General features: G+C 68.4%; 16 protein-coding genes. 8 read left to right on the forward strand and 8 right to left on the reverse strand.

Annotated features, from left to right (window positions below):
• The first annotated feature begins 92 nt into the window (after positions 1-92).
• The 3 genes from ABIC51_RS02625 (at position 93) to ABIC51_RS02635 (ending at position 2468) form a co-directional block, all read left to right on the forward strand.
• Complete coding sequence (locus tag ABIC51_RS02625) at positions 93-1508, forward strand: flagellar hook-length control protein FliK (RefSeq protein ID WP_354006336.1); 1416 nt, start codon at positions 93-95, stop codon at positions 1506-1508.
• 175 nt (positions 1509-1683) lie between these two features.
• Positions 1684-1839 carry a hypothetical protein gene (locus ABIC51_RS02630; RefSeq protein WP_006481665.1) on the forward strand — a complete coding sequence of 52 codons (156 nt, stop codon included), beginning with the start codon at positions 1684-1686 and terminating at the stop codon, positions 1837-1839.
• A gap of 149 nt (positions 1840-1988) precedes the next feature.
• Positions 1989-2468 (forward strand): GNAT family N-acetyltransferase, encoded by a 480-nt coding sequence (locus ABIC51_RS02635; RefSeq protein WP_060083820.1) that lies wholly within the window; start codon positions 1989-1991, stop codon positions 2466-2468.
• Positions 2469-2674: 206 nt separating this feature from the next.
• Here the strand turns inward: ABIC51_RS02635 and ABIC51_RS02640 are convergent, their stop codons facing one another.
• Together ABIC51_RS02640 and ABIC51_RS02645 are read right to left on the reverse strand one after the other, a co-directional pair.
• Positions 2675-5749: a heavy metal translocating P-type ATPase gene (locus tag ABIC51_RS02640; RefSeq protein WP_175898423.1), complete on the reverse strand. Its 3075-nt coding sequence runs from the start codon at positions 5747-5749 to the stop codon at positions 2675-2677.
• A 184-nt stretch (positions 5750-5933) separates the two neighbouring features.
• Positions 5934-6257, reverse strand: a complete 324-nt coding sequence (locus tag ABIC51_RS02645) for a type II toxin-antitoxin system HicB family antitoxin (protein ID WP_060060997.1) — start codon at positions 6255-6257, stop codon at positions 5934-5936.
• 452 nt (positions 6258-6709) lie between these two features.
• Here ABIC51_RS02645 and ABIC51_RS02650 point away from each other — a divergent pair, with 452 nt between their 5' ends.
• A complete protein-coding gene (locus ABIC51_RS02650; protein WP_027790359.1) occupies positions 6710-8146 on the forward strand; it encodes a DUF1254 domain-containing protein in 1437 nt (478 codons plus the stop codon).
• A 147-nt stretch (positions 8147-8293) separates the two neighbouring features.
• Positions 8294-12073, forward strand: coding sequence for a DUF748 domain-containing protein (locus ABIC51_RS02655; protein ID WP_354006337.1), 3780 nt, complete (start codon positions 8294-8296; stop codon positions 12071-12073).
• Between the two features lie 59 nt (positions 12074-12132).
• Here the strand turns inward: ABIC51_RS02655 and ABIC51_RS02660 are convergent, their stop codons facing one another.
• A complete protein-coding gene (locus ABIC51_RS02660) occupies positions 12133-12357 on the reverse strand; it encodes a hypothetical protein (RefSeq protein WP_027790361.1) in 225 nt (74 codons plus the stop codon).
• Positions 12358-12673: 316 nt separating this feature from the next.
• On the opposite strand from ABIC51_RS02660, the gene ABIC51_RS02665 reads away from it, so the two are divergent.
• Positions 12674-14347, forward strand: a complete 1674-nt coding sequence (locus tag ABIC51_RS02665) for an alkaline phosphatase family protein (RefSeq protein WP_264165554.1) — start codon at positions 12674-12676, stop codon at positions 14345-14347.
• Between the two features lie 90 nt (positions 14348-14437).
• Here ABIC51_RS02665 and ABIC51_RS02670 read toward each other — a convergent pair whose 3' ends face one another.
• Complete coding sequence (locus ABIC51_RS02670; protein WP_175898419.1) at positions 14438-15574, reverse strand: hypothetical protein; 1137 nt, start codon at positions 15572-15574, stop codon at positions 14438-14440.
• A 154-nt stretch (positions 15575-15728) separates the two neighbouring features.
• On the opposite strand from ABIC51_RS02670, the gene ABIC51_RS02675 reads away from it, so the two are divergent.
• Positions 15729-15923, forward strand: coding sequence for a YqaE/Pmp3 family membrane protein (locus ABIC51_RS02675; protein ID WP_354006338.1), 195 nt, complete (start codon positions 15729-15731; stop codon positions 15921-15923).
• 76 nt (positions 15924-15999) lie between these two features.
• Here the strand turns inward: ABIC51_RS02675 and ABIC51_RS02680 are convergent, their stop codons facing one another.
• Positions 16000-16905 carry a LysR substrate-binding domain-containing protein gene (locus tag ABIC51_RS02680; protein WP_060083813.1) on the reverse strand — a complete coding sequence of 302 codons (906 nt, stop codon included), beginning with the start codon at positions 16903-16905 and terminating at the stop codon, positions 16000-16002.
• Positions 16906-17086: 181 nt separating this feature from the next.
• Between ABIC51_RS02680 and ABIC51_RS02685 the strand changes: the two genes are divergently transcribed.
• Positions 17087-17701 (forward strand): hypothetical protein, encoded by a 615-nt coding sequence (locus ABIC51_RS02685; protein WP_226128786.1) that lies wholly within the window; start codon positions 17087-17089, stop codon positions 17699-17701.
• 144 nt (positions 17702-17845) lie between these two features.
• Here the strand turns inward: ABIC51_RS02685 and ABIC51_RS02690 are convergent, their stop codons facing one another.
• Genes ABIC51_RS02690 through ABIC51_RS02700 form a run of 3 tightly spaced genes read right to left on the reverse strand, consistent with a single transcriptional unit; the run spans position 17846 to position 20450 of the window.
• Positions 17846-18028, reverse strand: a complete 183-nt coding sequence (locus ABIC51_RS02690) for a hypothetical protein (protein WP_027790366.1) — start codon at positions 18026-18028, stop codon at positions 17846-17848.
• On the reverse strand, positions 18000-19007 hold the full coding sequence (gene cydB / locus ABIC51_RS02695) for a cytochrome d ubiquinol oxidase subunit II (RefSeq protein WP_027790367.1): 1008 nt from the start codon (positions 19005-19007) through the stop codon (positions 18000-18002). The genes ABIC51_RS02690 and cydB overlap by 29 nt, the downstream gene beginning before the upstream one ends.
• A 30-nt stretch (positions 19008-19037) precedes the next feature.
• Positions 19038-20450 carry a cytochrome ubiquinol oxidase subunit I gene (locus ABIC51_RS02700; protein ID WP_175854525.1) on the reverse strand — a complete coding sequence of 471 codons (1413 nt, stop codon included), beginning with the start codon at positions 20448-20450 and terminating at the stop codon, positions 19038-19040.
• Positions 20451-20574 lie beyond the last annotated feature (124 nt).

Below are 20574 nucleotides of genomic sequence, written 5' to 3' on the forward strand. Positions count from 1 at the left end.
GCTGAATCGGCAACGGGGCATGCGACAATGGCCGACCACCGATTCCGTTCGACATCCGGTTCCGTGTTCGCGGGCCCCGCTATCCGATTTCCATGACCGAATCCGTTTCCTCGCCTCGCTCCCGTTCCCGTTCCCGTTCCAATCGTTCGTCGGCCCGTTCCCGCCAGCGCTCGGCTGCTGCCGCGGGGAGTACGTCCGCGAGGGCGACGGCGCGGTCCGGCAGTGCGCCGGCCGCCGACGCGTCGCGGGACGAGCGAACGCTCGACCTGTTCGGCGATCCGGTGTTCGAGCCGGGCGAACGCGCGCCGGTTGCGGTTCGCGACGAAGCGGGGGCGCAGGCCGATGCAGCGGTCGATATCGCGGACGATGTGGCCTCCGGGCGGCAGCCCGCGCTGGACGGGTTCGGTGCGCGGGAAGGGGCGGGCGCGGCGGCACATGCGGAAGCGGCAGAGGGCGCGGTGACGCCGGAAGTCGCGACGGTGGCCCATGGCGTTTCGGTGCCGCAAGGTGAGGAGGTTGCAGATGCCGACATCGTGCCGGCCTCCGGGGCTGTTGCGATGAAGGCGGTCGATATTCCCGTGGCGGGTGGCGTTGCAACGAAATCCGCCGATGTGCCCGCGGCCGACGCCGTCACGATGGCGGCGACCAGGCTGCAGGCGGCCGATGATACGGCGCCGAAGGTGGCCGAAGCGCAAGCAGCTGGCGGCGAAGTCGAGCAGGCTGTTGTCGCTGCCGCCGCCGTCAAATCCCGCGAAGGGCGATCTTCCGGCGACGCCGTGAAGGAGCGTCGTGCGTCGTCGGGCGGCAAACGTCGGGCGGCTGCCGGTGCAAGTGATGCGACAGCAGAGCAATCTGCGCCAGTCGTGACGAGCGTCGACACGGCGCGAGCGGCGGCCGGGGCGAGCCCGGCACCGGACGCGGTGTCGATCGTCGAGCCTCAGGCGTCGGCGGAGCCGACCAAGCCGGCAATCGCCGCGAACCCGGCGAACCCGGCGAACCCGGCGAATATTGCGAAGGCCGTGGACGCCGCGCCGCACCCCGACACCACCGTATCCCCTGCCACCCAGCCGGTGGCTTCCGCTGCGTCCTTTGTCACGAAGCCGTCGGTGGAGCGCGCGCAACCGGCCGCGCCGGTCTTCGATCCGGATACGCACCTGCGCCCGCTGACCGACCGCCTCGCCGCGCTGCAGGCCGACGTCGACGGTTTGACGCGCACCGCCGATCGCGAGATGCGCCGCGTCAACCGGCTGCTGCTGGCCTTGGCCGTCGTCGTGCTGGCCGGGCTCGTTGCGCTGGTGCTTCAGACGCGGCAGATCGCGCATCTGAAGCAGGACGTCGCCACGAAGCAGCAGCGGATCGATCGCCTCGCGGCCGATCTGTCGACGCAGCAGGCAACGCTGATGACGCTCGAGGAGCATCACGAGGCGCTTCTGTCGCAAGTCGACCGGCTCCAGCGCAACGCGAATCGTGAGGCGGCCGTCGTGAAACGTGCGCACCGCACGCGCTAATCGTTTCGACCCTATCCTGGGAGCCCGACCGAGCAAGGATCGCGGTTCCGCGTCGGCGATCAGGCGCCGCGCGCATGCGGCAAACTGATGCGGTGCGCTGGCAGAGTTCAGGGAAAACCCTTAGAATAGCGTCCATCTAAGGGAAAACCCTAGCCACGTCTGTCAGGAGTCTCACATGAGCTTCATCCTCGCCCTGCTGCAAAAGATCGACGACCTCTTCGTGTCGCCCCACCTGCCGCTCGACGCCGAATACTCGTACGCTGCGCGTCGTGCCGAAGCCGAGCGCGTGCGCCGTGCGCACCTCGTGCCGATCGTCCTGTATCGTCGCTGATTCGCTGATTCGCTGATTCGCTGATTCGCCGATTCGCGGCCAGCGCGGCCCCCGCCGCACCTGCCTGCCCGCTTTCCGCCGCCGCATCGCGCGCCGGCGCGACCGTCCCGCTACACTGGAAGTCCGAATCCGTTCACGGTGACCGGGCCATGCTGCAGATGCGGCCGATGACGGCCAGAGAATTCCACGCGTACCGTACGCGAGCCATCGACGGCTACGCGCGCGATCTCGTCTCATCCGGACAAAATGCTGTCGAAGACGCGACCAGCCGGGCGCGCGCCTGTTTCGACACGCTGCTGCCGGATGGCTTGCGGACCTCCGGCCAGACCCTCGTCGTGCTCGTCGACACCGCCAGCGGCGACGCAGTGGGCGACCTCTGGTACGCGATCGTGCCCGAAGGGCCGAACCGCACGCTGTTCATCTACGACCTCGACATCGTCCCGTCCCGGCGTCGCCAGGGCTGGGCCACACGCACGCTCGATGCGCTCGACGCCGAGGCGCGCCGCTACGGCATCACCGAGATCGGGCTGTCGGTGTTCAATCACAACACGGCGGCCCGCGCGCTGTATCGTGCGTGCGGCTTCGCGCCGATCACGACGACGTTGATCAAGCCGGTCATTCCGGGCTGAATCTGCTGGCAGGCGCTCAGCTGGTACTTGCGGTCAACCGGGTATGTCGCGGGCGGCCTGCACCGTCCACACTCCCGATCCTTCCTGCTCGCCGAGCGCCGAGCGCCGAGCCCCAAGCCCCAAGCAACCGACCCCGACCATCAAACACCGACAGCCGAACGGCCCTCCGACCCTTCGACCGTCCTGCACGCGACGCCCACACCCGCTCAGTGCGCGCGCCCTTTCCATCTCCGCAGCAGCAGCGCATTGGTCACGACGCTGACGCTGGAAAACGCCATCGCCGCGCCCGCGATCACCGGGTTCAGCCAGCCGAGCGCCGCGAGCGGCACGCCGACCAGGTTGTAGACGAATGCCCAGAACAGGTTCTGCTGGATCTTCCGGTACGTGCGTCTGGAGATGTCGATCGCATCGGCGACGAGCGCCGGGTCGCCGCGCATCAGCGTGATGCCGGCCGTGTGCATCGCGACGTCGGTGCCGGTGGCCATCGCGATGCCGACGTCGGCCGCGGCAAGCGCGGGCGCATCGTTGATCCCGTCGCCGACCATCGCGACGATTCCGCCGTGCGTGCGTTTCAGCTCGGCGACGACGCGCGCCTTGTCGTCGGGCAGCACCTGCGCATGCACCTCGCCGATGCCGAGCGACGCCGCGACGGCCGCCGCGCTGCCACGGTTGTCGCCCGTCACGAGCACGCTCGCGACGCCGCGCGCCGACAGTGCCGCGATCGCGTCGCGGGCGCCCGGCTTCACGGTGTCGCCGAAAGCGATCAGCGCGAGCAACGCGCGCGGCGCATCGGCACGCATCAGCCACGAGATCGTGTTGCCCGCGCGTTCGAGCTCCGCCGCGCGCGCGTCGAGCGCGGGCGGCACGGCGATGCCGAGCTCGTCGCGCCAGCGTGTGCTGCCCAGCGCGAGCAACTGCCCGCCGACGCGGGCTTCCACGCCGCGTCCCGCCACCGCGCGCGCATCGGCCGCGCTTGCCGGCGGCACCGCACCGCCGCGCGCGGCAACGTCGGCGTCGTGCGCGGCGACCACGGCGCGCGCGAGCGGATGGTCGCTCTGACGCTGCACCGCCGCCGCGAGCGCGAGCGCTTCGTCATGCGGCACGCCGACGGCTTCGAACGCCGTCACGGACGGCTTGCCTTCGGTCAGCGTGCCGGTCTTGTCGAACGCGATCACGGTGGTGCGCTGCGCGAGTTCGAGCGCCTGCGCATCCTTGATCAGTACGCCGTGCCGCGCCGCGACGCCCGTGCCCGCCATGATCGCGGCGGGCGTCGCGAGGCCGAGCGCGCACGGGCACGCGATGACGAGCACCGCGACCGCGTTGAGGATCGCGGTTTCCGTCCCGGCGCCGGCGATCAGCCAGCCAGCCAGCGTCAGCACCGCGATGCCGAGGATGGCCGGCACGAACACCTCGCTCACGCGATCGACGAGCCGCTGGATCGGCGCCTTCTCGGCCTGCGCGGATTCGACGAGGCGGATGATGCGCGCGAGCGTCGTCTCCGCGCCGATCGCGGTGGTTTCGACGACGAGCGCGCCTTCGCCGTTGATCGAGCCGGCCGTGACAGGGTCGCCGTCGTCCTTCGGCACTGGCAGGCTTTCACCGGTGATCAGCGATTCGTCGACATGCGAGCGGCCCGACACGATCCGGCCGTCGACGGGCACGCGCTCGCCGGGCCGGATGCTGACGCGGGTGCCGACACGCACCTGCGTCAGCGGCACGTCGCGTTCGATGCCGTGCTCGACGACGCGGGCCCGGTCGGGACGCAGCGCGTTCAGCGCGCGGATCGCGTCGGTGGTCTGGCGCTTCGCGCGCGATTCGAGCCATTTGCCGAAGCGCACCAGCGTGACGATGACGGCCGACGCTTCGAAATACAGATGGCCGGAATGGCCGGTGCCGCGCAGCAGCATCCATAGGCTCAGCCCGTACGCGGCCGACGTGCCGAGCGCGACGAGCAGATCCATGTTGCCGGTGCGCGCCTTCACCGCGTGCCAGGCCGCGCGATAGAAGCGCGCGCCGAAGCCGAACTGGACGATCGAGGCGAGCACGAGCTGGACCCAGCCGTTCGGCATCAGGTGGATGCCGAACGGCGCGACGAGCATCGGCGCGATCAGGGGCGCGCTCAGCACCGCAGACCAGATCACGAGATCGCGTTCGCGGATCGCTTCGAGGCGCTTGCGTGTTTCGGGGTCCTGCGCGGCACCGGCCGGTTGCGCGTCGGCGCCGGCTGACGACGCGTCGGCGAGCGACGCGCGATAGCCGGCGGTGGTGACGGCCGCGATCAGCGTGGCGGCGTCGAGGGCGCCGGCGCCGTGCACCGACGCGCGCTCGGTCGCGAGGTTGACCGCAACGCGGGCGACGCCCGGCACGGCGGCCAGCGCCTTTTCGACGCGGCCGACGCAGGACGCGCAGGTCATGCCGTCGATGTCGAGTTCGAGGTCGGCAGGGGCGGTGGAAGCAGCCGGCGGGATGGCCGCGCCGGCAACCGGCGTCGCGCCGTATCCGGCCTGTTTGACGGCTTCGGCGAGCCGGGCGGCGGTAACGTCGGGCGCGGCGTCCACGGTCGCCCGTTCGGTCGCGAGGTTGACCGACGCGCGCGTGACACCCGGCACCTTCGCCAGCGCTTTCTCGACGCGCGACACGCACGACGCGCAGGTCATGCCGTCGATGTCGAGTTCGATGCTGGCGGGCGCGGCAGGCGAGGTGGGGGCAAGCGCGGTAAAGCCTGCATCCGTTACGGTCGGTGTCGCGCCGTAGCCGGCCTGTTTCACGGTTTCCACCAGTTGTGCGGCGGAAACGTCGGCCGTGACATCGACGGTCGCCCGTTCGGTCGCGAGGTTGACCGACGCGCGCGTGACGCCCGGCACCTTCGCCAGCGCCTTCTCGACGCGCGACACGCACGACGCGCAGGTCATCCCGTCGATATCGAGTTCGACGGTGCTGGTGGCCGGGAGCGGGCGGCCGGCAGTCGAAGCGGCTGCGGCCATCGGCGTGGGTGATGCCTCAACAGGATGCGCCTGCGTGGCGGCGGCGACTTCGAGCACTGGTGCGCGTACGGAGGCGCCGTAGCCGGCTGCGCCGACCGCCTCGATCAGTCGCGCGGCGTCGACGGTTTCCTGCGCAGTCACCGTCGCCGCGTGCGCGTCGAGGTCGACCGCCGCCTCGACGACGCCCGGCACCGCGGCCAGCGCCCGTTGCACGCGGCTCGTGCAGCCGCCGCAATGCATGCCGTCGACGCTCAGCTCGATCGTGTGCAGCGCTGTGGAGGCAAGTGATTCTGTCATGTCGGATTCCCTGAATGCGCGGCTCGTGCCGCGAATGGAACCAGTATCAACATTCCCATGATGGTAAGGTCAAGCGGTGGCAGCGCATGCAGATGCACACAGGGTGTCACAACGCGGAAAAAGCAATCTCCCGGATTCCTGACCGACATCCGGGAGGGGCGGGCCTTTGCGCTCGACTGCGCGATCAGGCGCAGAGCTTGGCGCTCGCGAGACGATTCAGGCTGACGCCCTGCTCGGCGGCCTGGATCACCAGCGCGCGGTGTGCCTGCGGCGGGATGCGAACCTTGAATTCACCGCTGTAGGTGCGGTCGGCGATCGGCTCGGGCACCTTTTCTCCGTTTGCGGTCATGTCGCGAATGACCTCGGCGACGAGCCGGCGAATACCGGCCAGCGCACCTTCCGGCGTTGCGTCGAGCCACGAAAGAGACGGGAATTCCGCGCACAGGCCAACGTGCTCCCCGTCCTCCGGGGACCACGTTACGCGGTACGTAAAGTGGTCTTGAGTCATGATTTCTGTTCCTTCAGTCGATCGATCGCGTCGAGAACCTGTCGCATCTGATCGTTGAATCGCACGTTCGCGGGCTCGCGCCTCATGAGTTCGAGGATCTTCCATACGCTCGCCGCATCGAATGGTGTCATTAGTGACACCATTCGTCAATCGACCAACCGGCCCCCGCACTCGAGATTGTTTCGCCTTGAGCGTGTGTCGCTCCGATATCCCCTGTTTTGTTGCAAATCGCCAGCACTATTTCGAATTTGTCGACAATACGGCTAGCGTTCGGCCAGCTATTCGGCATATTAGGGGATGCCCGTAGGCGCTATGATACCGGCCTGACATCAGCGCCCACCGTTACGCAACGTCACGAAACGGTTATCCGGGCACGCTGGGGTGCCTTGCTTTCGCCATTCGCGCGTCGCACAAGGCGTTGACTGAAAAGAACGATATTCGGCCAGTACTCGATGATTGAAAACCAGCAGGAATCAGTTTCTCTGCGGCGCGTGTGTGCGTCGCTGGCCATGGCGGCGTTGCTTGCGGGGTGCGCGTCGCAACCGGATGCCATTCAGCGGAAAACCGGCTGGATGCGCGCGGAAGTCGCGGACTCCTATGTATACGCGTATCCGCTCGTGCTGATGGACGTCGCGAAGGAAGCGGCGACCGGCGGCGACGGCGCGCAGCCGGGGCAGGCGCCGCTCAACACGCTGCGCCACGCGCAGGCGCTGCCGCCCGTCGGCGCGGTCAATCCGCCGCTGCCGGGCGTCGACACGCTCGACTCGACCGGCTGGCTCGACGTCGCCGCCGAACCCGTGATCGTCACGTTGCCCGACACGCGCGGCCGCTACTGGGACGCGCGTGCGCTCGACATGTGGACGAACGTGCTGTGGTCGTCGTCGAGCGTGGCTGCACGCGGCACACGCGGCGGTGTGCGATCGCAAACGATTGCCTTCGCCGCGAAGGATTGGCAGGGCACGCTGCCGAAGGGGGCGGTCCGGATCGACGTCCCGTCGGCCAACGCGTGGCTCGAAGTCCGTCTGCAGACGAGCGGCGGGCGCGACCTGACGAACGTGAAGAAACTGCAGCGCGCGATCCGCGTGGTGCCGCTGTCGGTCTACACGGGCGCGGCGCGCGGCGCGTCGGTGGCGGTCCATGCGGGCAGCGCGCCGTCCGAGGCGGTGGGCGGCGGCACGCCGGCCGAGCAGGTGGCCGCGCTCGACCCGAAGGCGTTCTTCGCGCGCTTCGCGCAGGCGCTGCAGGACAACCCGGCGCCCGCCGACGACGCACACGCGCAGGCGTTGCTCGGCGACATCGGCGTGTCGGCCGGCTACCCGGTGCTGTGGACGGGCGACCGCCTCGCGGCCGCGACGGCCGGCGTCGCCGAGGCGCGCGCGCGGCTCGCGACCCCGCCGTCGAACCTGCTGAACGCGAACGGCTGGAGCTGGATCGGCGATACGGCCGGCAAGTACGGCCAGGACTACACGCTGCGCGCGTACGCGGCCTACACGCAGTTCGGCACCGCGACGCGCGACGACGAAACGCTCGCGGTCGTACGTGTCGACAGCGACGGCCATCAGTTGAACGGAGCGAACCGCTACGTGCTGCATTTCGCGCCGGGCGCGCTGCCGCCGGTTCGCGCGTTCTGGACGCTCACGCCGTATGCGACGAACGGCGCGCTGCCCGACGTCGGGTCGGCGCGCCGCTCGCTCGGCGATCGCGACCGCCTGCGCCGCAATCACGACGGGTCGATCGACATCGTCGTGTCGGCGTCGCCGGGCGGCACGCATGCGGGCAACTGGCTGCCGGCGCCGCGCGCCGATTTCGCACTCGCGTTGCGCCTGTACGCACCGAAGCCGCAGGCGAGCGACGGGTCGTGGATGCCGCCCGTCGTCGTCCGGAAATGAACGGATGACCGGCGGCGTTGTCCGACCGGCGGGCGCGACGGCGCCCGAACCCCGTACCGTCACCTCCTGAGCCTATACTTTCGGGATAGCGTGCGCGGCCGACCGGTTCTCCGGTACGGCCGGCATCCCATCCCGAGGCATTCAAGCATGGCAAGCGCAGACAAAGAAACCGTATCCTCGACCCTCCATGCCCTCGGTGGCGTTGCACGCTCGCGCTGCACCCGGCGCATCGGCCTCGGCCTGCTGATCTTCCTCGTTTTATTCGGACTGCTCGGGTTCTTCGCGGCGCCGCCGCTGATCCGCCATATCGCCGAACAGCAGCTGAGCCAGCAGCTCGACCGCCCCGCCACGATCCGGCGCATCGCGCTGAACCCGTACACGCTGAACCTCGAGGCCGACGGCATCCATCTCGGCGACAAGGGCGGGCAGGGCGACTTCATCGACATCGCGAAGCTCGTCGTGCGGCCGTCGTGGTCGTCGCTGTTCCGCGGTGCGCCGATCGTCAATGAAATCCGCCTCGACTCGCCGCGCTTCCATATCGTTCGCTACGATGCGCAGCGCTTCAATTTCACCGACCTGATCGAGAAATTCTCGACGCCGTCGCCCAAACCGGAAAGCAAGCCGACGCAGTTCTCGGTGTCGAACATCCAGGTCAACAACGGCCGGATCGATTTCGACGACCGCCTGCTGAACGAAAAGCACGTCGTCGACAACTGGACGCTCGGCATTCCGTATATCGCGACGCTGGCATCGAAGACCGACATCTTCGTCGAGCCGAAGCTGCGCGCGCGCTTCGACGGCAGCCCGATTGCGATCGACGGCAAGACCAAGCCGTTCGCGCAGTCGCGCGAATCGGAGATCGCGCTGAAATTCGACGGCCTCGACGTGCCGAAGCTGATCTCGTACGTGCCCGCGAAGCTGCCGGTGGCCGTGACGAGCGGCCTGCTGAGCAGCGACCTCAAGGTCAATTTCGTGATGAGCGGCGAGACGCCCGCGCTGCGCGTATCGGGCACCGTCGACCTGAACGACGCGAAGGTGACGGACCGCGCGTCTGCGCCGCTGTTCGCCGCACGCGGCGTGCATGTCGCGGCGGCCAGCCTCGAGCCGCTGCGCAACGCGTTGCACTTCGACGAGATCCGGATCGACCAGCCGGTGGTCGACCTGTCGCGCGACAAGCAGGGCGTGCTGAACGTCGAGAAGCTCGCCGCGCAGCCGGCAGCCGCATCGAACGCCGCCGCGGGCAAGCCGGCGGCGCCGGGCGCCGCGGCCGCTTCCGCGGCTGCGGCAGCCGCCGCCAGCGGCGCAAAGGTCGAAGCCGCCGCGAAGGCGGCGCCGCCGCTCGACCTGACGATCCGCCATTTCGCGATCGACGGCGGCACCGTCAACGTCGACGACCGCGTGCCGGCAACGCCGACCGCGCTGTCGCTCACGAAGCTCGCCGCGACGCTCGACGGCTTCTCGATGCAGGGCAAGACCCCCGCGAAATACACGCTGTCGACGTCGCTGTCGCGCGGCGGCGACGTGACGGCCGAAGGCACGTTCAATCTCGCGGAGAAGCAGGCCGACAGCAAGCTGACGGTCGCCGCACTCGCGCTGCCGGCGCTGCAACCGTACCTCGGCGAGGCCACGCGTGCGCGCGTGCTCGACGGCACGCTCGGCGCCACCGTCAACGCGAAGGCCGACTGGGGCAAGACGCCGCTCGCCGCGCAGGTCGCCGACAGCACGGTCAGCCTGAAGTCGCTGAAGATCGCGACGCCCGACGCGAAGGCGCCCGCGATCGTGCTGCCCGACGCGAGCGCGAAGATCGCGAAGGTCGACGTTGCCGCGCGCACCGCGGAGATCGCGAGCGTCGACGCCAGCGGGCTCGCGCTCGACGTGCAGCGCCTGAAGGACGGCAAGATCGACCTCGCGGCACTGGCCGAACCCGCGCAGGCGTCGGTGCCGAAGCGCACAGTCGCGCGCAAGGCCGAGGCTGCCGCGCCGTCGTGGCATTACCGGATCGATGCGCTGAACGTGAAGGATTCGTCCGCGAACTTCACCGACCTGTCGACGCCGCGCCCGGTGAAGCTGGCGATCAAGCCGCTGGACCTGTCGGTGCAGAAGATCAGCGACGACATGAGCAAGCCGCTGCCCGTGCAGTTGAAGGCGACGCTGAACCGCAAGGGCTCGCTGAACGTGACGGGCGACGTGACCGCGCAGCCGCTGAAGCTCGGCCTGAAGATCAACGGCAACCGCCTCGACGCGGCCGCGTTCGAGCCGTACTTCGGCAGCGCGCTGAACGCGACGATCGCCAGCGCGCTGCTCAACGCGCAGGGCAACCTGACGTTCGCGCAGGTGAAGGACGCACCGCGCGCGACCTATCGCGGCGACGTCGCGCTCGTCGACGTGCGGATGCTCGACAAGGCGACCTCCGACCCGTTCGCGGGCTGGCGCTCGCTCGCGCTGACGAACCTGAAGGCGAACTACGACGAGAAGGGCACCGACGTCGACGCGGCGCGCGTGACGTTCTCGAACTTCTACGGCCGCGTGCTGCTCGATGCGCAGGGGCGGCTGAACCTGAAGGACGTGGTCGCGAAGGAGACGGGCCCGGCGCAGTCGCTCACGCGCGACGCGAGCAAGGGCGAACCGGTGCCGCTGTCGCCGGGCGTGACGCCGCCGGCTGCCGCGCAGCAGGCATCCGCGCCGACCGCCGCGTCGGCGACGGTGGTCGTGAAGGCCGCGCAGCCGCCGCAGAACCCGGTGCGGATGCATTTCGGCGAGTTGCTGCTGCAGAACGGCCGCGTCACCTACACCGACAACTTCATCAAGCCGAACTACACGGCGAACCTGGTCGCGATCAAGGGCACGGTCGGCGCGTTCGGCACGGATTCGACGACGTCCGCGCCGGTCGACGTCGCCGCGAACCTCGCGGGCAACGGGCCGATCTCGATCAAGGGTTCGGTGAACCCGCTGATCGAGAAACCGGCGCTCGACCTCACCGCGACCGCGCACGACATCGAGCTGACCAACCTGACGCCGTATTCGGCGAAGTACGCGGGCTACCCGATCACGAAGGGCAAGCTCAACGTCGACCTGCATTACGAGCTCGCGAACGACCAGCTGAAGGCGAACAACCACATCTTCATCGACCAGCTCACGTTCGGCGACCATGTGGAGAACGACACGGCGACCAAGCTGCCGGTGAAACTCGCGATTTCGCTGCTGAAGAACACGCGCGGCCAGATCGACGTGAACCTGCCGGTGTCGGGCTCGCTGTCGAACCCCGAGTTCAGTGTCGGCGGGCTGATCTGGCGCGCGGTGCTGAACCTGATCGCGAAGGCCGTCACGTCGCCGTTCTCGCTGCTCGCGCATGCGTTCGGCAGCGGCGGCGAGGATCTCGGCTACGTCGAATTCGCGCCGGGCTCGTACCAGCTCGACGACGCGCAGCAGAAGAAGCTCGATACCGTCGTGAAGATGCTGACCGAGAAGCCGTCGATCCGCCTCGACCTGATCGGCCGCGTCGACCCGGCAAAGGACACGTCGGGGCTCGGCGACGCGTACGTCGAGCGGCTGGTGCGCCAGCAGAAGCTGAAGGACGTGATCGGGCAGGGCGAGAGCATCGACCCGATGTCGGTGAAGGTCGAGCCGGCCGAGTACAGCAAGTACCTGACGCGCGCGTACAAGGCCGCCGACTTCAAGAAGCCGCGCAACCTGATCGGCCTGCAGAAGACGCTGCCCGATGCCGACATGAAGAAGGCGCTCGCCGAACACGCGCCGGCCGACGACAACGCGCTGCGCGCGCTCGCGCAGCAGCGCGCGCAGGCCGTGCGCCAGTACCTCGAGGGGAAGATCGATTCGAGCCGCGTGTTCGTCGTCGCACCGAAGCTCGATGCGAAGGGCATCGACGACAAGGGCGCGACCACCCGCGTCGATTTCGGCCTGCAGTAAGCAGGCCGTCCGCCGCCGCCGCGTCCGTTCCTCCGTTCGGGCGCGGCGGCGCGCTGCCTTCAGCGCGCGGCGATCGCCGGTTCCTCGCGCTTGCCCAATTCCTTCTTCGCGGCCAGCGGCAGACGCGCGTCGTCCCACTGCGCCAGCCATTCGACTTCCTTCGCGGTGAACACCTGTCCGTAATTGCGCAACGCGTACTGCAACGCGTCGACGACGTGGTGGCGAATGATTTCGGGGGTGCGTGCATCGTCCAGCACGAACCGGAGGGCTTCCAGGGTCGACATACTCATGCTCCGGGTCAGGGAAAACCCTTTATCACACGCCAATAGTCGCGCGCCAAGCCGGAAAAAAAATCGTGCGGCGGGTGACGCCGCGGACGGTGGCCGATGCACCGGGGCGGTGCTTGCCGGTGAGCGCGCGAATCCGCGACGTGCGCCCGGCCACGCTGGTTTGCGACCGCGTCGTGTCACTTGCGATTGGTTACGTTTGATAGAAAACAGAAAGCCCCGCTTCATGCGAACGACCCACGGCGCAGCCATATTCTTGCGCGCCTGATGGCAAGTCACGCAGTTCAACGTCAATCGATGAGGTGGGGTGATCATGTCTTTCCTTGGGAAGCAGCGGAAGTGGGTGGGGATGGTGGCGGGCGCGCTGGCGCTCGCAGGCGCGGGCGCGCATGCGGCGCAGCAGGACGGCAACCGTCAGGGCGAGGACCGCGGCCACGCGAGCCGCGTCGTGAAGCACGTGCTGCTGATCAGCGTCGACGGCCTGCACGAGCAGGATCTCGCGCGCTGCATCGGCGCGAACACGTGCCCGAATATCGCGGTGCTCGCGAAGAGCGGCGTGACCTACACGAATGCCTATACGCCCGGCCTGTCGGATTCGTTTCCGGGCCTCGCCGCGCTCGTGACCGGCGGCTCGCCGAAGACGGCCGGCCTGTTCTACGACGTGTCGTACGATCGCAACCTGTACGCGCCGGGCGACACGAGCTGTTCGGGCAAGCAGGGCTGGAACGTCGTGTTCGACGAGACGACCGGTATCGACGCGGAGAACGGCGGCGCGCTGGTTCACCTGAACGGCGGCGGCGCATTCAATCCGCAGGCGATCCCGAACGCGAAGGTCGACGGCAAGTGCGTGCCGGTCTATCCGCACAACTACGTGAAGACCAACACCGTGTTCGAGGCCGTGAAGGCGGGCATCCCGAACGCGACCACCGCGTGGGCCGACAAGCACGCATGGGGCTACGACTGGCTGAACGGGCCGTCGGGCACCGGCGTCGACGATCTCGCGCGCACCGAGATCAACTCGATCGACCCGGCGACGCAGACGGACTACACGGACGTCTATTCGCATACCGCGCAATTCGACAACCTGCATGTGCAGGCGCTGATCAACCAGATCAACGGCCGCGACTCGACGGGCACGAAGCGCGCGCCGGTGCCGACGCTGTTCGGCGCCGATTTCCAGACGCTGAGCGTCGCGCAGAAGGCGGTGGTGACGAAGGGCGGCGGCTACCTGGATGCGAACTTCACGCCGAACGGGCAGGTCGCGAACGCGATCACGTATGTCGACAACGCGATCGGCCATGTCGTCGAGGCGCTGAAGCAGGCGAACCTGTATTCGTCGACGGCCGTGATCGTCACGTCGAAGCATGGCCAGTCGCCGACCGATCACACGAAGCTCGTGAAGAATGGCGACACGCTGACGAAGCTGCTCGAAGCGAACAACTATCTCGACCCGAACGGCAACTTCGGCCAGAACAACACGAAGACGGGCAACCTGAACGACGGTTCGGGCCTGGTCGGCACGGGCTTCGTGCAGACCGACGACGTCGGCCTGATCTGGCTGCGCGACCGCAACCAGCGCACGGCCGTGGTGCAGACGCTGAAGGCGAACCTGGGCTGCAATGCGCCGGGGATCTGCGCGGACGGCCCGCAGGCGTACATCCTGTACGGCGCGGCGCTCGCCGAGCGGTTCGGCGATCCGGCCAACGGCCGCACGCCGGACATCGTCGTCCAGCCGAATCCGGGCGTGATCTACACGTCGAGCACGAAGAAGGACGAGGAGCACGGCGGCAACGCGCCGGACGACAGCCACCTCGGCCTGCTCGTGTCGTATCCGGGCCTGCATCGCGCGCGCACGGTGACCGACACGGTCGGCACGAAGCAGGTCGCGCCGACGATCCTCGGGCTGCTCGGTGCCGACCCGCGCCTGCTGCATGCGGTGGTGGCCGAGAATACCGGCGTGCTGCCGGGGCTCGGTATCGGTCGCTGAGCGACGCGACGCCGCAGGACTGCCCGCCGCCGGCCGCGCGGCGGGCTGCCTGTGTGTCGCGTGAGATGCCGCGTGAGGTGCTGCCCGCGTCTACTTCGCGAACAGCACCGGCATCATCTGCAGCGCGCAATCGTGCATGCGCTTGCCGATCGCCTGCACGTCCGGCTCGTCCCGCGCCATGAGCGAATCGCCCGCGCGTTTCATCGCCGCATAACTGCCGTGCATCGCCGCATACAACGGAATCGGCGACGTGGCGCCGGGGCCGGGCCCTTCGAAATAGCCGGTTGCGGCGAGTTCGCCCAGGTAGTAGGTGTACAGCGCACCGACGTGGTTCGCCTGCAGCCACCCCATCAGCTGGATACGCCGGTAGACCGACACGAGGTCGTCCTTCGGGCGCGAGCCGAGCGCGACGAAGATCTGCAGCCGCGCGAGCCAGTTGCCCTTGCGCGCGGCCTCGACGAGCGCCGTCCACTGCGCGGGCGTCGTCGAGCCGGGTTCGCGCAGGCTGCTCATGTAGTCGATCACGGCCTGCTGGTCCGGAGCCGGGCCGATCTGGTCGGGCGACCTGCACACGAAGCGGGACACGTCGATGTCGGCATCGCCGAGATTGTCGAGTTCGTGCTTGATCTTGCCGTACACGTCGTCGAGCTGTTTCTGGACGTCGTCCCTCGACCATTCGGCCGGCAGCGGGCCCAGCCACACGAGTTCGTCGTCGTTGGCCGCCGCGGCCGCGCGGTAACGGGCGAGCGCGGCATCGCGGCGCCGGGCGGCCGCGGCCTGCTCGTCGCGCGTGTCGTCGGCCATGCGCTGCGCGACCAGGTTGACGGCGTCGGTCAGTTTCGCGCAGCGGGCGAAGGCGGCGTCGCGGCGCGCCCAGCACGCGTTGTCGACCGTGTAGATCCAGCGGGTGTTGACGGTCTCCAGCACATAGTGCGTCTCGCCCGCCTGCCGTGCGACGGCGGCATGCCCCTTGTCATCGGTCACGCCTCGGGACAGCACCTTGCCGTCGTGCGTGGTCCAGCTGTAGGGCTCGCTGCTCAGCGGTATTTCGCTGCCGCTGTCGCCGGTCAGGTTGATCGCGTAGCGCATCGTCGGCTTCGTTTCGGCGTGCGCGACGCCGACGGCGGCGAGCGCGGCGAGCGCGACGGCCGCGCAGCGGTGCCGGGCCTTCTTCGGGGGCGTGACGGCGGGCGGCTCGTGGCCGTGGTGTGACGACGGGGTGTTCATTGCCCTCTTTCTCCGTTGTTGTTCTCGTCGTGCTTCGTTCGACGACGCGCGAGTGTAGCAGGCGGGTATCGCGACGAACGGCTTGAATTCTGTCGCCCGTACCGGCATATTCGCCACGCATCACCCGTTCAACGACGCACCGAGAGGTTTGTTCATGCGCCTTCTGCTTGCCCTGCTGCTGCCGTGGTTCCAGTTCTTCACGATCGGCCGCCCGATCGCCGGGATCATCTGCCTGATCCTGCAAATCACGATCGTCGGCTGGCTGCCGGCCGCGATCTGGTCGGTGTATGCGCTGAGCCAGTACAAGACCGAGCGCAAGATCGAAGCGGCGCTGCGCGGGCAAAAGTAAGCGCCCGGGCGATTCCCCGTATACCGGGCTTCGTCGATCCGGCAGCGGAAGCGGCGAGTGCCGTGCGCGTCGCCGGCTATCCCGGCGGCGCCCCTTCCAGCGCCTCTGCCCGCGCGAACAGCCAGTCGACGAACGTGCGCAGCGACGCATCGCCGTCGTCGCGATACAGGCAATGAAACGGCGGCCCTTCCAGGTGGACTTCCGGAAACAGCGCGACGAGCCGCCCGTGCTCGAGATCGTCGCGCACGACCGCACGCGGCGCGAGGCACACGCCGAGCCCGCTCGCGGCAGCCTTGGTCATCAGGAAGAACTCGCGATAGAACGGCCCGCGCAGCGTCTCGGTGACGACCGAGCCCGCCTGGTGGAACCAGTATTGCCATGCCTGCGGCAAGCCCGCGTAATGCAGCAGCGGCGCGTTGCGCAGGTCGGCCGGCGTGCGCGCGTCATCGAGCACCGGGTGGCCGGGCGCGCACACCGGCACCGCCACGGTCGCGAGCAGCGGCCGCGACACGAACCCCTTGCGGCGCAGCTCCGGCGTATAGCGGCGGATGACGATGTCGCAGGTTTCGTCGAACTGGTCGCGTTCGGTGTCGGGCGTCGTGACGAGTTGCACGTCGATATCCGGATGCCCGGCCTGGAACGCGGCCAGTTGCGTGAGCAACCATCCATGCGCGAACGACACCGACGTGTTGATCCGCACCGGATGGCCGCCGACCGGTTCGAGCATCTGGCTCGTGGCCTGCGCGAGCCGGCCGAGGCAGCTCGCGACGTCGACGAGGTAATGCCGCGCGCGCGGCGTGAGCCGCAACGAGCGCCCGTCGCGTTCGAACAGCTTCTGCCCGAAGAACGATTCGAGCACGCGGATCTGCTGCGCGACCGCGCTCTGGGTCACGTTCAACTCGTCGGCGGCGAGGGTGAGGCTCTGCAGGCGGCCGGCAGCTTCGAAGCTGCGCAGCGCATTCAGGGGCGGCAATCGGCGCATCGTGAGATCGCGAAGAAAAGCTACACAGTGGGTCAAAAAATGTCGTTTGTGGCGGCCGGGGCGCCTCCCTATCATGGCGCCGACAGGAGAGAACGCCCCGATGACGATCATATTGCCACCCGACGCCCGGGCAACCGGATTTCGCCACCGTCTACGCGTCCGGCGCGCGGCACGTCGTGAGATGAACCGCCCGGCCGCGGTGCCGCCCGTGCGCGGCCGCGGCGCGCTGGCGCTCGTCTGTGCCGGACTGTTCGCGGCGCTGACCGGATGCGCGACGAAACCCGACAACGAGCGGCAGATCGGCAACGGCGGATCGCTGGTGCGCTACAGCTCGAGCCAGACCGAAGTCGACCTGACCGATGCCGAGCAGCAGACGCTGCGCATGCTCAGCGACCGCCGCTATGCGGACGCGACGCAGGCGCGCGCGCTCGACGCGGTGGCCGGCGCGCTGCGCGCGCAGGGTTATGCGCCGGTGACGGTCGATCGCGATTCGGGGTTGGTGGAAGCGGGGCGCAGCGACACGCTGATCCCGAAGTGGCGTCAGCTGCTGCGCGGCGCGCTGAAGGCGCGCATCGGGATGCTGCCGACGAAGCCCGATCATGAACGCGTGGCCGCGATCGTGACGGTTCGGGCGGGGCGGGACGCGCACGTCGCGATCGTGCGGGCGCGATTCGATCGTACGGTGTGGGACAGCGCCGGCGATTCGCGTACCAAGACCGTCATGGAGCCCGAGTACTACCAGGCGTTCTTCGCGGAAGTGGACAAGGCGATGTGCGCGACGAAGTGCGAGCGGTGAGCGGGGTGCGCGCCGGCGCGTGAAAGCGTGAATGCCGGGGAGGAGGATCGCCACGGCGGCGTGCCGGCGGCGACGGTGGCGCGCCGGAGGCGGATTGCGCGGAACGGGCCCGGCATGCGCCCCGGCGTGCAACGCGGAAGGAGCCTACTTCACCGCGAACAGCGTCAGGTTCATGAAGATCTTGAACGCGTAACCGAGCGTGACGGCGCCGATCACGCCGCCGGCCCACAGGACGACGAACCACATCCAGCCGCGCATCCGCGGCCGGGGGGCCGCGGCGGCGGAGTGTTCGGCGGAATCAGTGGTGGTAGTAATGCTGGTCTTCATGGCGCACCTTGCCTCGGAATACCCAGTAACCCATCGTCGTGTAGGCGATGATGATCGGGAGGATAACCGCTGCGCCGACCAGTGTGAAGGTCTGGCTGGAGCGCGGCGCCGCGGCTTCCCAGATCGTCATCGTCTGAGGAATCGCATACGGGAACAGCGTGACGAGCAGGCCGACGTAGCCGAGCAGCACGAGCGCCAGCGCGAGCACGAACGGCGTCATGTCATGCCGGTCGCGCACCGCGCGGCGCATCCATACCGCGCACGCGGCGACCAGGAACGGCACCGGCAGCAGGCGCCAGAACAGCCCCGAATCGAACCAGCGCTGCGCGATGGCCGGATCCTGCAGCGGCGTCCACAGGCTGACGACCGCGATGAAGCCGAGCAGCACGAGCGTCAGCGGCCACACGACGCGATGGAGGCGCCGCTGCAGGTCGCCTTCCGTCTTCGCGACGAGCCAGCAGCAGCCGAGCAGCGCATAGGTCACGATCAGGCCGAGGCCGGTCAGCAGGCTGAACGGCGTGAGCCAGTCGAAGGCATCGCCCGCGAACACGCCGTCCTTCACGTTGATGCCCTGCAGGAACGCGCCGAGCGCGATCCCCTGGAACAGCGTCGCGCCGGCCGAGCCGCCGATGAACGCCAGATCCCACAGCTGCTTCGTGCGCCGCGCCTTCGCGCGGATCTCGAACGACACGCCGCGGAAGATCAGGCACACCAGCATGAAGATCAGCGGCAGGTACAGCGCCGACAACACGGTCGAATAGACGACCGGGAACACCGCGAACAGCCCGGCACCGCCGAGCACGAGCCACGTCTCGTTGCCGTCCCACACGGGCGCGACCGTGTTCATCATCAGGTCGCGTTCCTTCTCGTCCGGGAAGAACGGGAAGACGATGCCGATGCCGAGGTCGAAGCCGTCGAGCACGACGTACATGAAGAGCCCCAATGCGATGATCGCGGCCCAGATTACGGTGACGTCCATAGGTTTTCTCGTATGCGGAATGGGGTGGGCTCAGACGGTCTCGATCAGCTCGTCGACGGCCGACATCGGGCGGCGCGCGGTGTGATCGGGGCGCGTGTCGGGTGTGTCGTCGTGCTTCATGTCGGGCAGCGCGGGGCCGGCCTTCATCAGCTTCAGCATGTAGTACACGCCGGTGCCGAACACGAGGAAGTACACGATCACGAACGTCATCATCGACAGGCTGACCTGCTGCACCGACAGCGGCGACACCGCATGCGCGGTGCGCATCACGCCATACACGACCCACGGCTGGCGGCCTGCTTCGGTCGTGACCCAGCCCGCGAGCAGCGACACGAAGCCGGTCGGGCCCATCACGAGCGCGAAGCGCTGGAACCACTTCGATTCATACAGGCTGCCGCGGCGGCGCAGGAGCCACGCGAGCGCGGCGAGGCCGATCATCGCGATGCCGAGGCCGACCATGATCCGGAAGCTCCAGAACACGACCGTCGAGTTCGGGCGGTCTTCCGGCGGGAATTCCTTCAGCCCGCGGATCTCGCCGTCCCAGCTGTGCGTGAGGATCAGGCTGCCGAGGTGCGGCACCTTCACCGCGTAGCGGGTCGTTTCCGCCTTCATGTCCGGGATGCCGAACAGGTTGAGCGCGGTGCCGCCCTTCTCGGTTTCCCACAGCCCTTCGATCGCGGCGATCTTCGCGGGCTGGTGTTTCAGCGTGTTGATGCCGTGCTGGTCGCCGATCACGGCCTGCAGCGGTGCGAGCACGAGCAGCAGCCACAGCGCCATCGAGAACATCTTCTTCACGCCCTTGTCGCGGCGGCCCTTCAGCAGGTGCCATGCGCCCGTCGCGGCCACCACCAGCGCGGCGACGATGAACGCGGCGATCGCCATGTGGAACAGGCGGTACGGGAACGACGGGTTGAAGATGATCGCGAACCAGTCGGTCGGCACGACGCGGCCGTCGACGATCTCGAAGCCCTGCGGCGTCTGCATCCAGCTGTTCGACGCGAGAATCCAGAACGTCGAGATCAGCGTGCCGATCGCGACCATCAGCGTCGCGCCGAAGTGCGCGCGGGGGCTCACGCGGTTCCAGCCGAACAGCATGATGCCGAGGAAACCGGCCTCGAGGAAGAAGGCGGTCATGACCTCGTACATCAGCAGCGGCCCGGTGACGGCGCCGGCGAAGCTCGAGAAGCCCGACCAGTTCGTGCCGAACTGGTAGCTCATCACGACGCCGGAAACGACGCCCATCCCGAACGCGACCGCGAAGATCTTCGACCAGAACAGGCAGAGGGTTTTGTAGTACTGCTTGCCGGTTTTCAGCCAGCGATATTCGAGGACGGCGATGAAGCTGGCGAGGCCGATGCTCAGCGCCGGAAAGACGATGTGAAAGGAGACGGTGAACGCGAATTGCAGGCGGGCCAGATCGAGGGCCGAAAGAGCGGTGTCCATACCAGTTGACCGAGGCTGACGATACCCGCCGGCGGGTGCCGGCGGACCCCGGCGGACGGGCGTCGGGGTTGGCTGGAGTATGGGCCGCGATGTTGCACCGCGAAATGCGCCAACTCGTCGCAGA

The organism is Burkholderia sp. 572 (genome assembly GCF_040545135.1).
Lineage (GTDB): Bacteria > Pseudomonadota > Gammaproteobacteria > Burkholderiales > Burkholderiaceae > Burkholderia > Burkholderia cepacia.

Bases quoted from the DNA above. Each gene is read 5' to 3' on its own strand.
- cydB (WP_027790367.1), bottom strand. From the start codon at position 19,007: ATGGACGTCACCGTAATCTGGGCCGCGATCATCGCATTGGGGCTCTTC.
- ABIC51_RS02700 (WP_175854525.1), bottom strand. From the start codon at position 20,450: ATGGACACCGCTCTTTCGGCCCTCGATCTGGCCCGCCTGCAATTCGCG.
- ABIC51_RS02675 (WP_354006338.1), top strand. From the start codon at position 15,729: ATGCGCCTTCTGCTTGCCCTGCTGCTGCCGTGGTTCCAGTTCTTCACG.
- ABIC51_RS02665 (WP_264165554.1), top strand. From the start codon at position 12,674: ATGTCTTTCCTTGGGAAGCAGCGGAAGTGGGTGGGGATGGTGGCGGGC.
- ABIC51_RS02650 (WP_027790359.1), top strand. From the start codon at position 6,710: ATGATTGAAAACCAGCAGGAATCAGTTTCTCTGCGGCGCGTGTGTGCG.
- ABIC51_RS02680 (WP_060083813.1), bottom strand. From the start codon at position 16,905: ATGCGCCGATTGCCGCCCCTGAATGCGCTGCGCAGCTTCGAAGCTGCC.
- ABIC51_RS02660 (WP_027790361.1), bottom strand. From the start codon at position 12,357: ATGTCGACCCTGGAAGCCCTCCGGTTCGTGCTGGACGATGCACGCACC.
- ABIC51_RS02635 (WP_060083820.1), top strand. From the start codon at position 1,989: ATGCTGCAGATGCGGCCGATGACGGCCAGAGAATTCCACGCGTACCGT.
- ABIC51_RS02630 (WP_006481665.1), top strand. From the start codon at position 1,684: ATGAGCTTCATCCTCGCCCTGCTGCAAAAGATCGACGACCTCTTCGTG.
- ABIC51_RS02690 (WP_027790366.1), bottom strand. From the start codon at position 18,028: ATGAAGACCAGCATTACTACCACCACTGATTCCGCCGAACACTCCGCC.
- ABIC51_RS02685 (WP_226128786.1), top strand. From the start codon at position 17,087: ATGAACCGCCCGGCCGCGGTGCCGCCCGTGCGCGGCCGCGGCGCGCTG.
- ABIC51_RS02640 (WP_175898423.1), bottom strand. From the start codon at position 5,749: ATGACAGAATCACTTGCCTCCACAGCGCTGCACACGATCGAGCTGAGC.
- ABIC51_RS02645 (WP_060060997.1), bottom strand. From the start codon at position 6,257: ATGACTCAAGACCACTTTACGTACCGCGTAACGTGGTCCCCGGAGGAC.
- ABIC51_RS02625 (WP_354006336.1), top strand. From the start codon at position 93: ATGACCGAATCCGTTTCCTCGCCTCGCTCCCGTTCCCGTTCCCGTTCC.
- ABIC51_RS02655 (WP_354006337.1), top strand. From the start codon at position 8,294: ATGGCAAGCGCAGACAAAGAAACCGTATCCTCGACCCTCCATGCCCTC.
- ABIC51_RS02670 (WP_175898419.1), bottom strand. From the start codon at position 15,574: ATGAACACCCCGTCGTCACACCACGGCCACGAGCCGCCCGCCGTCACG.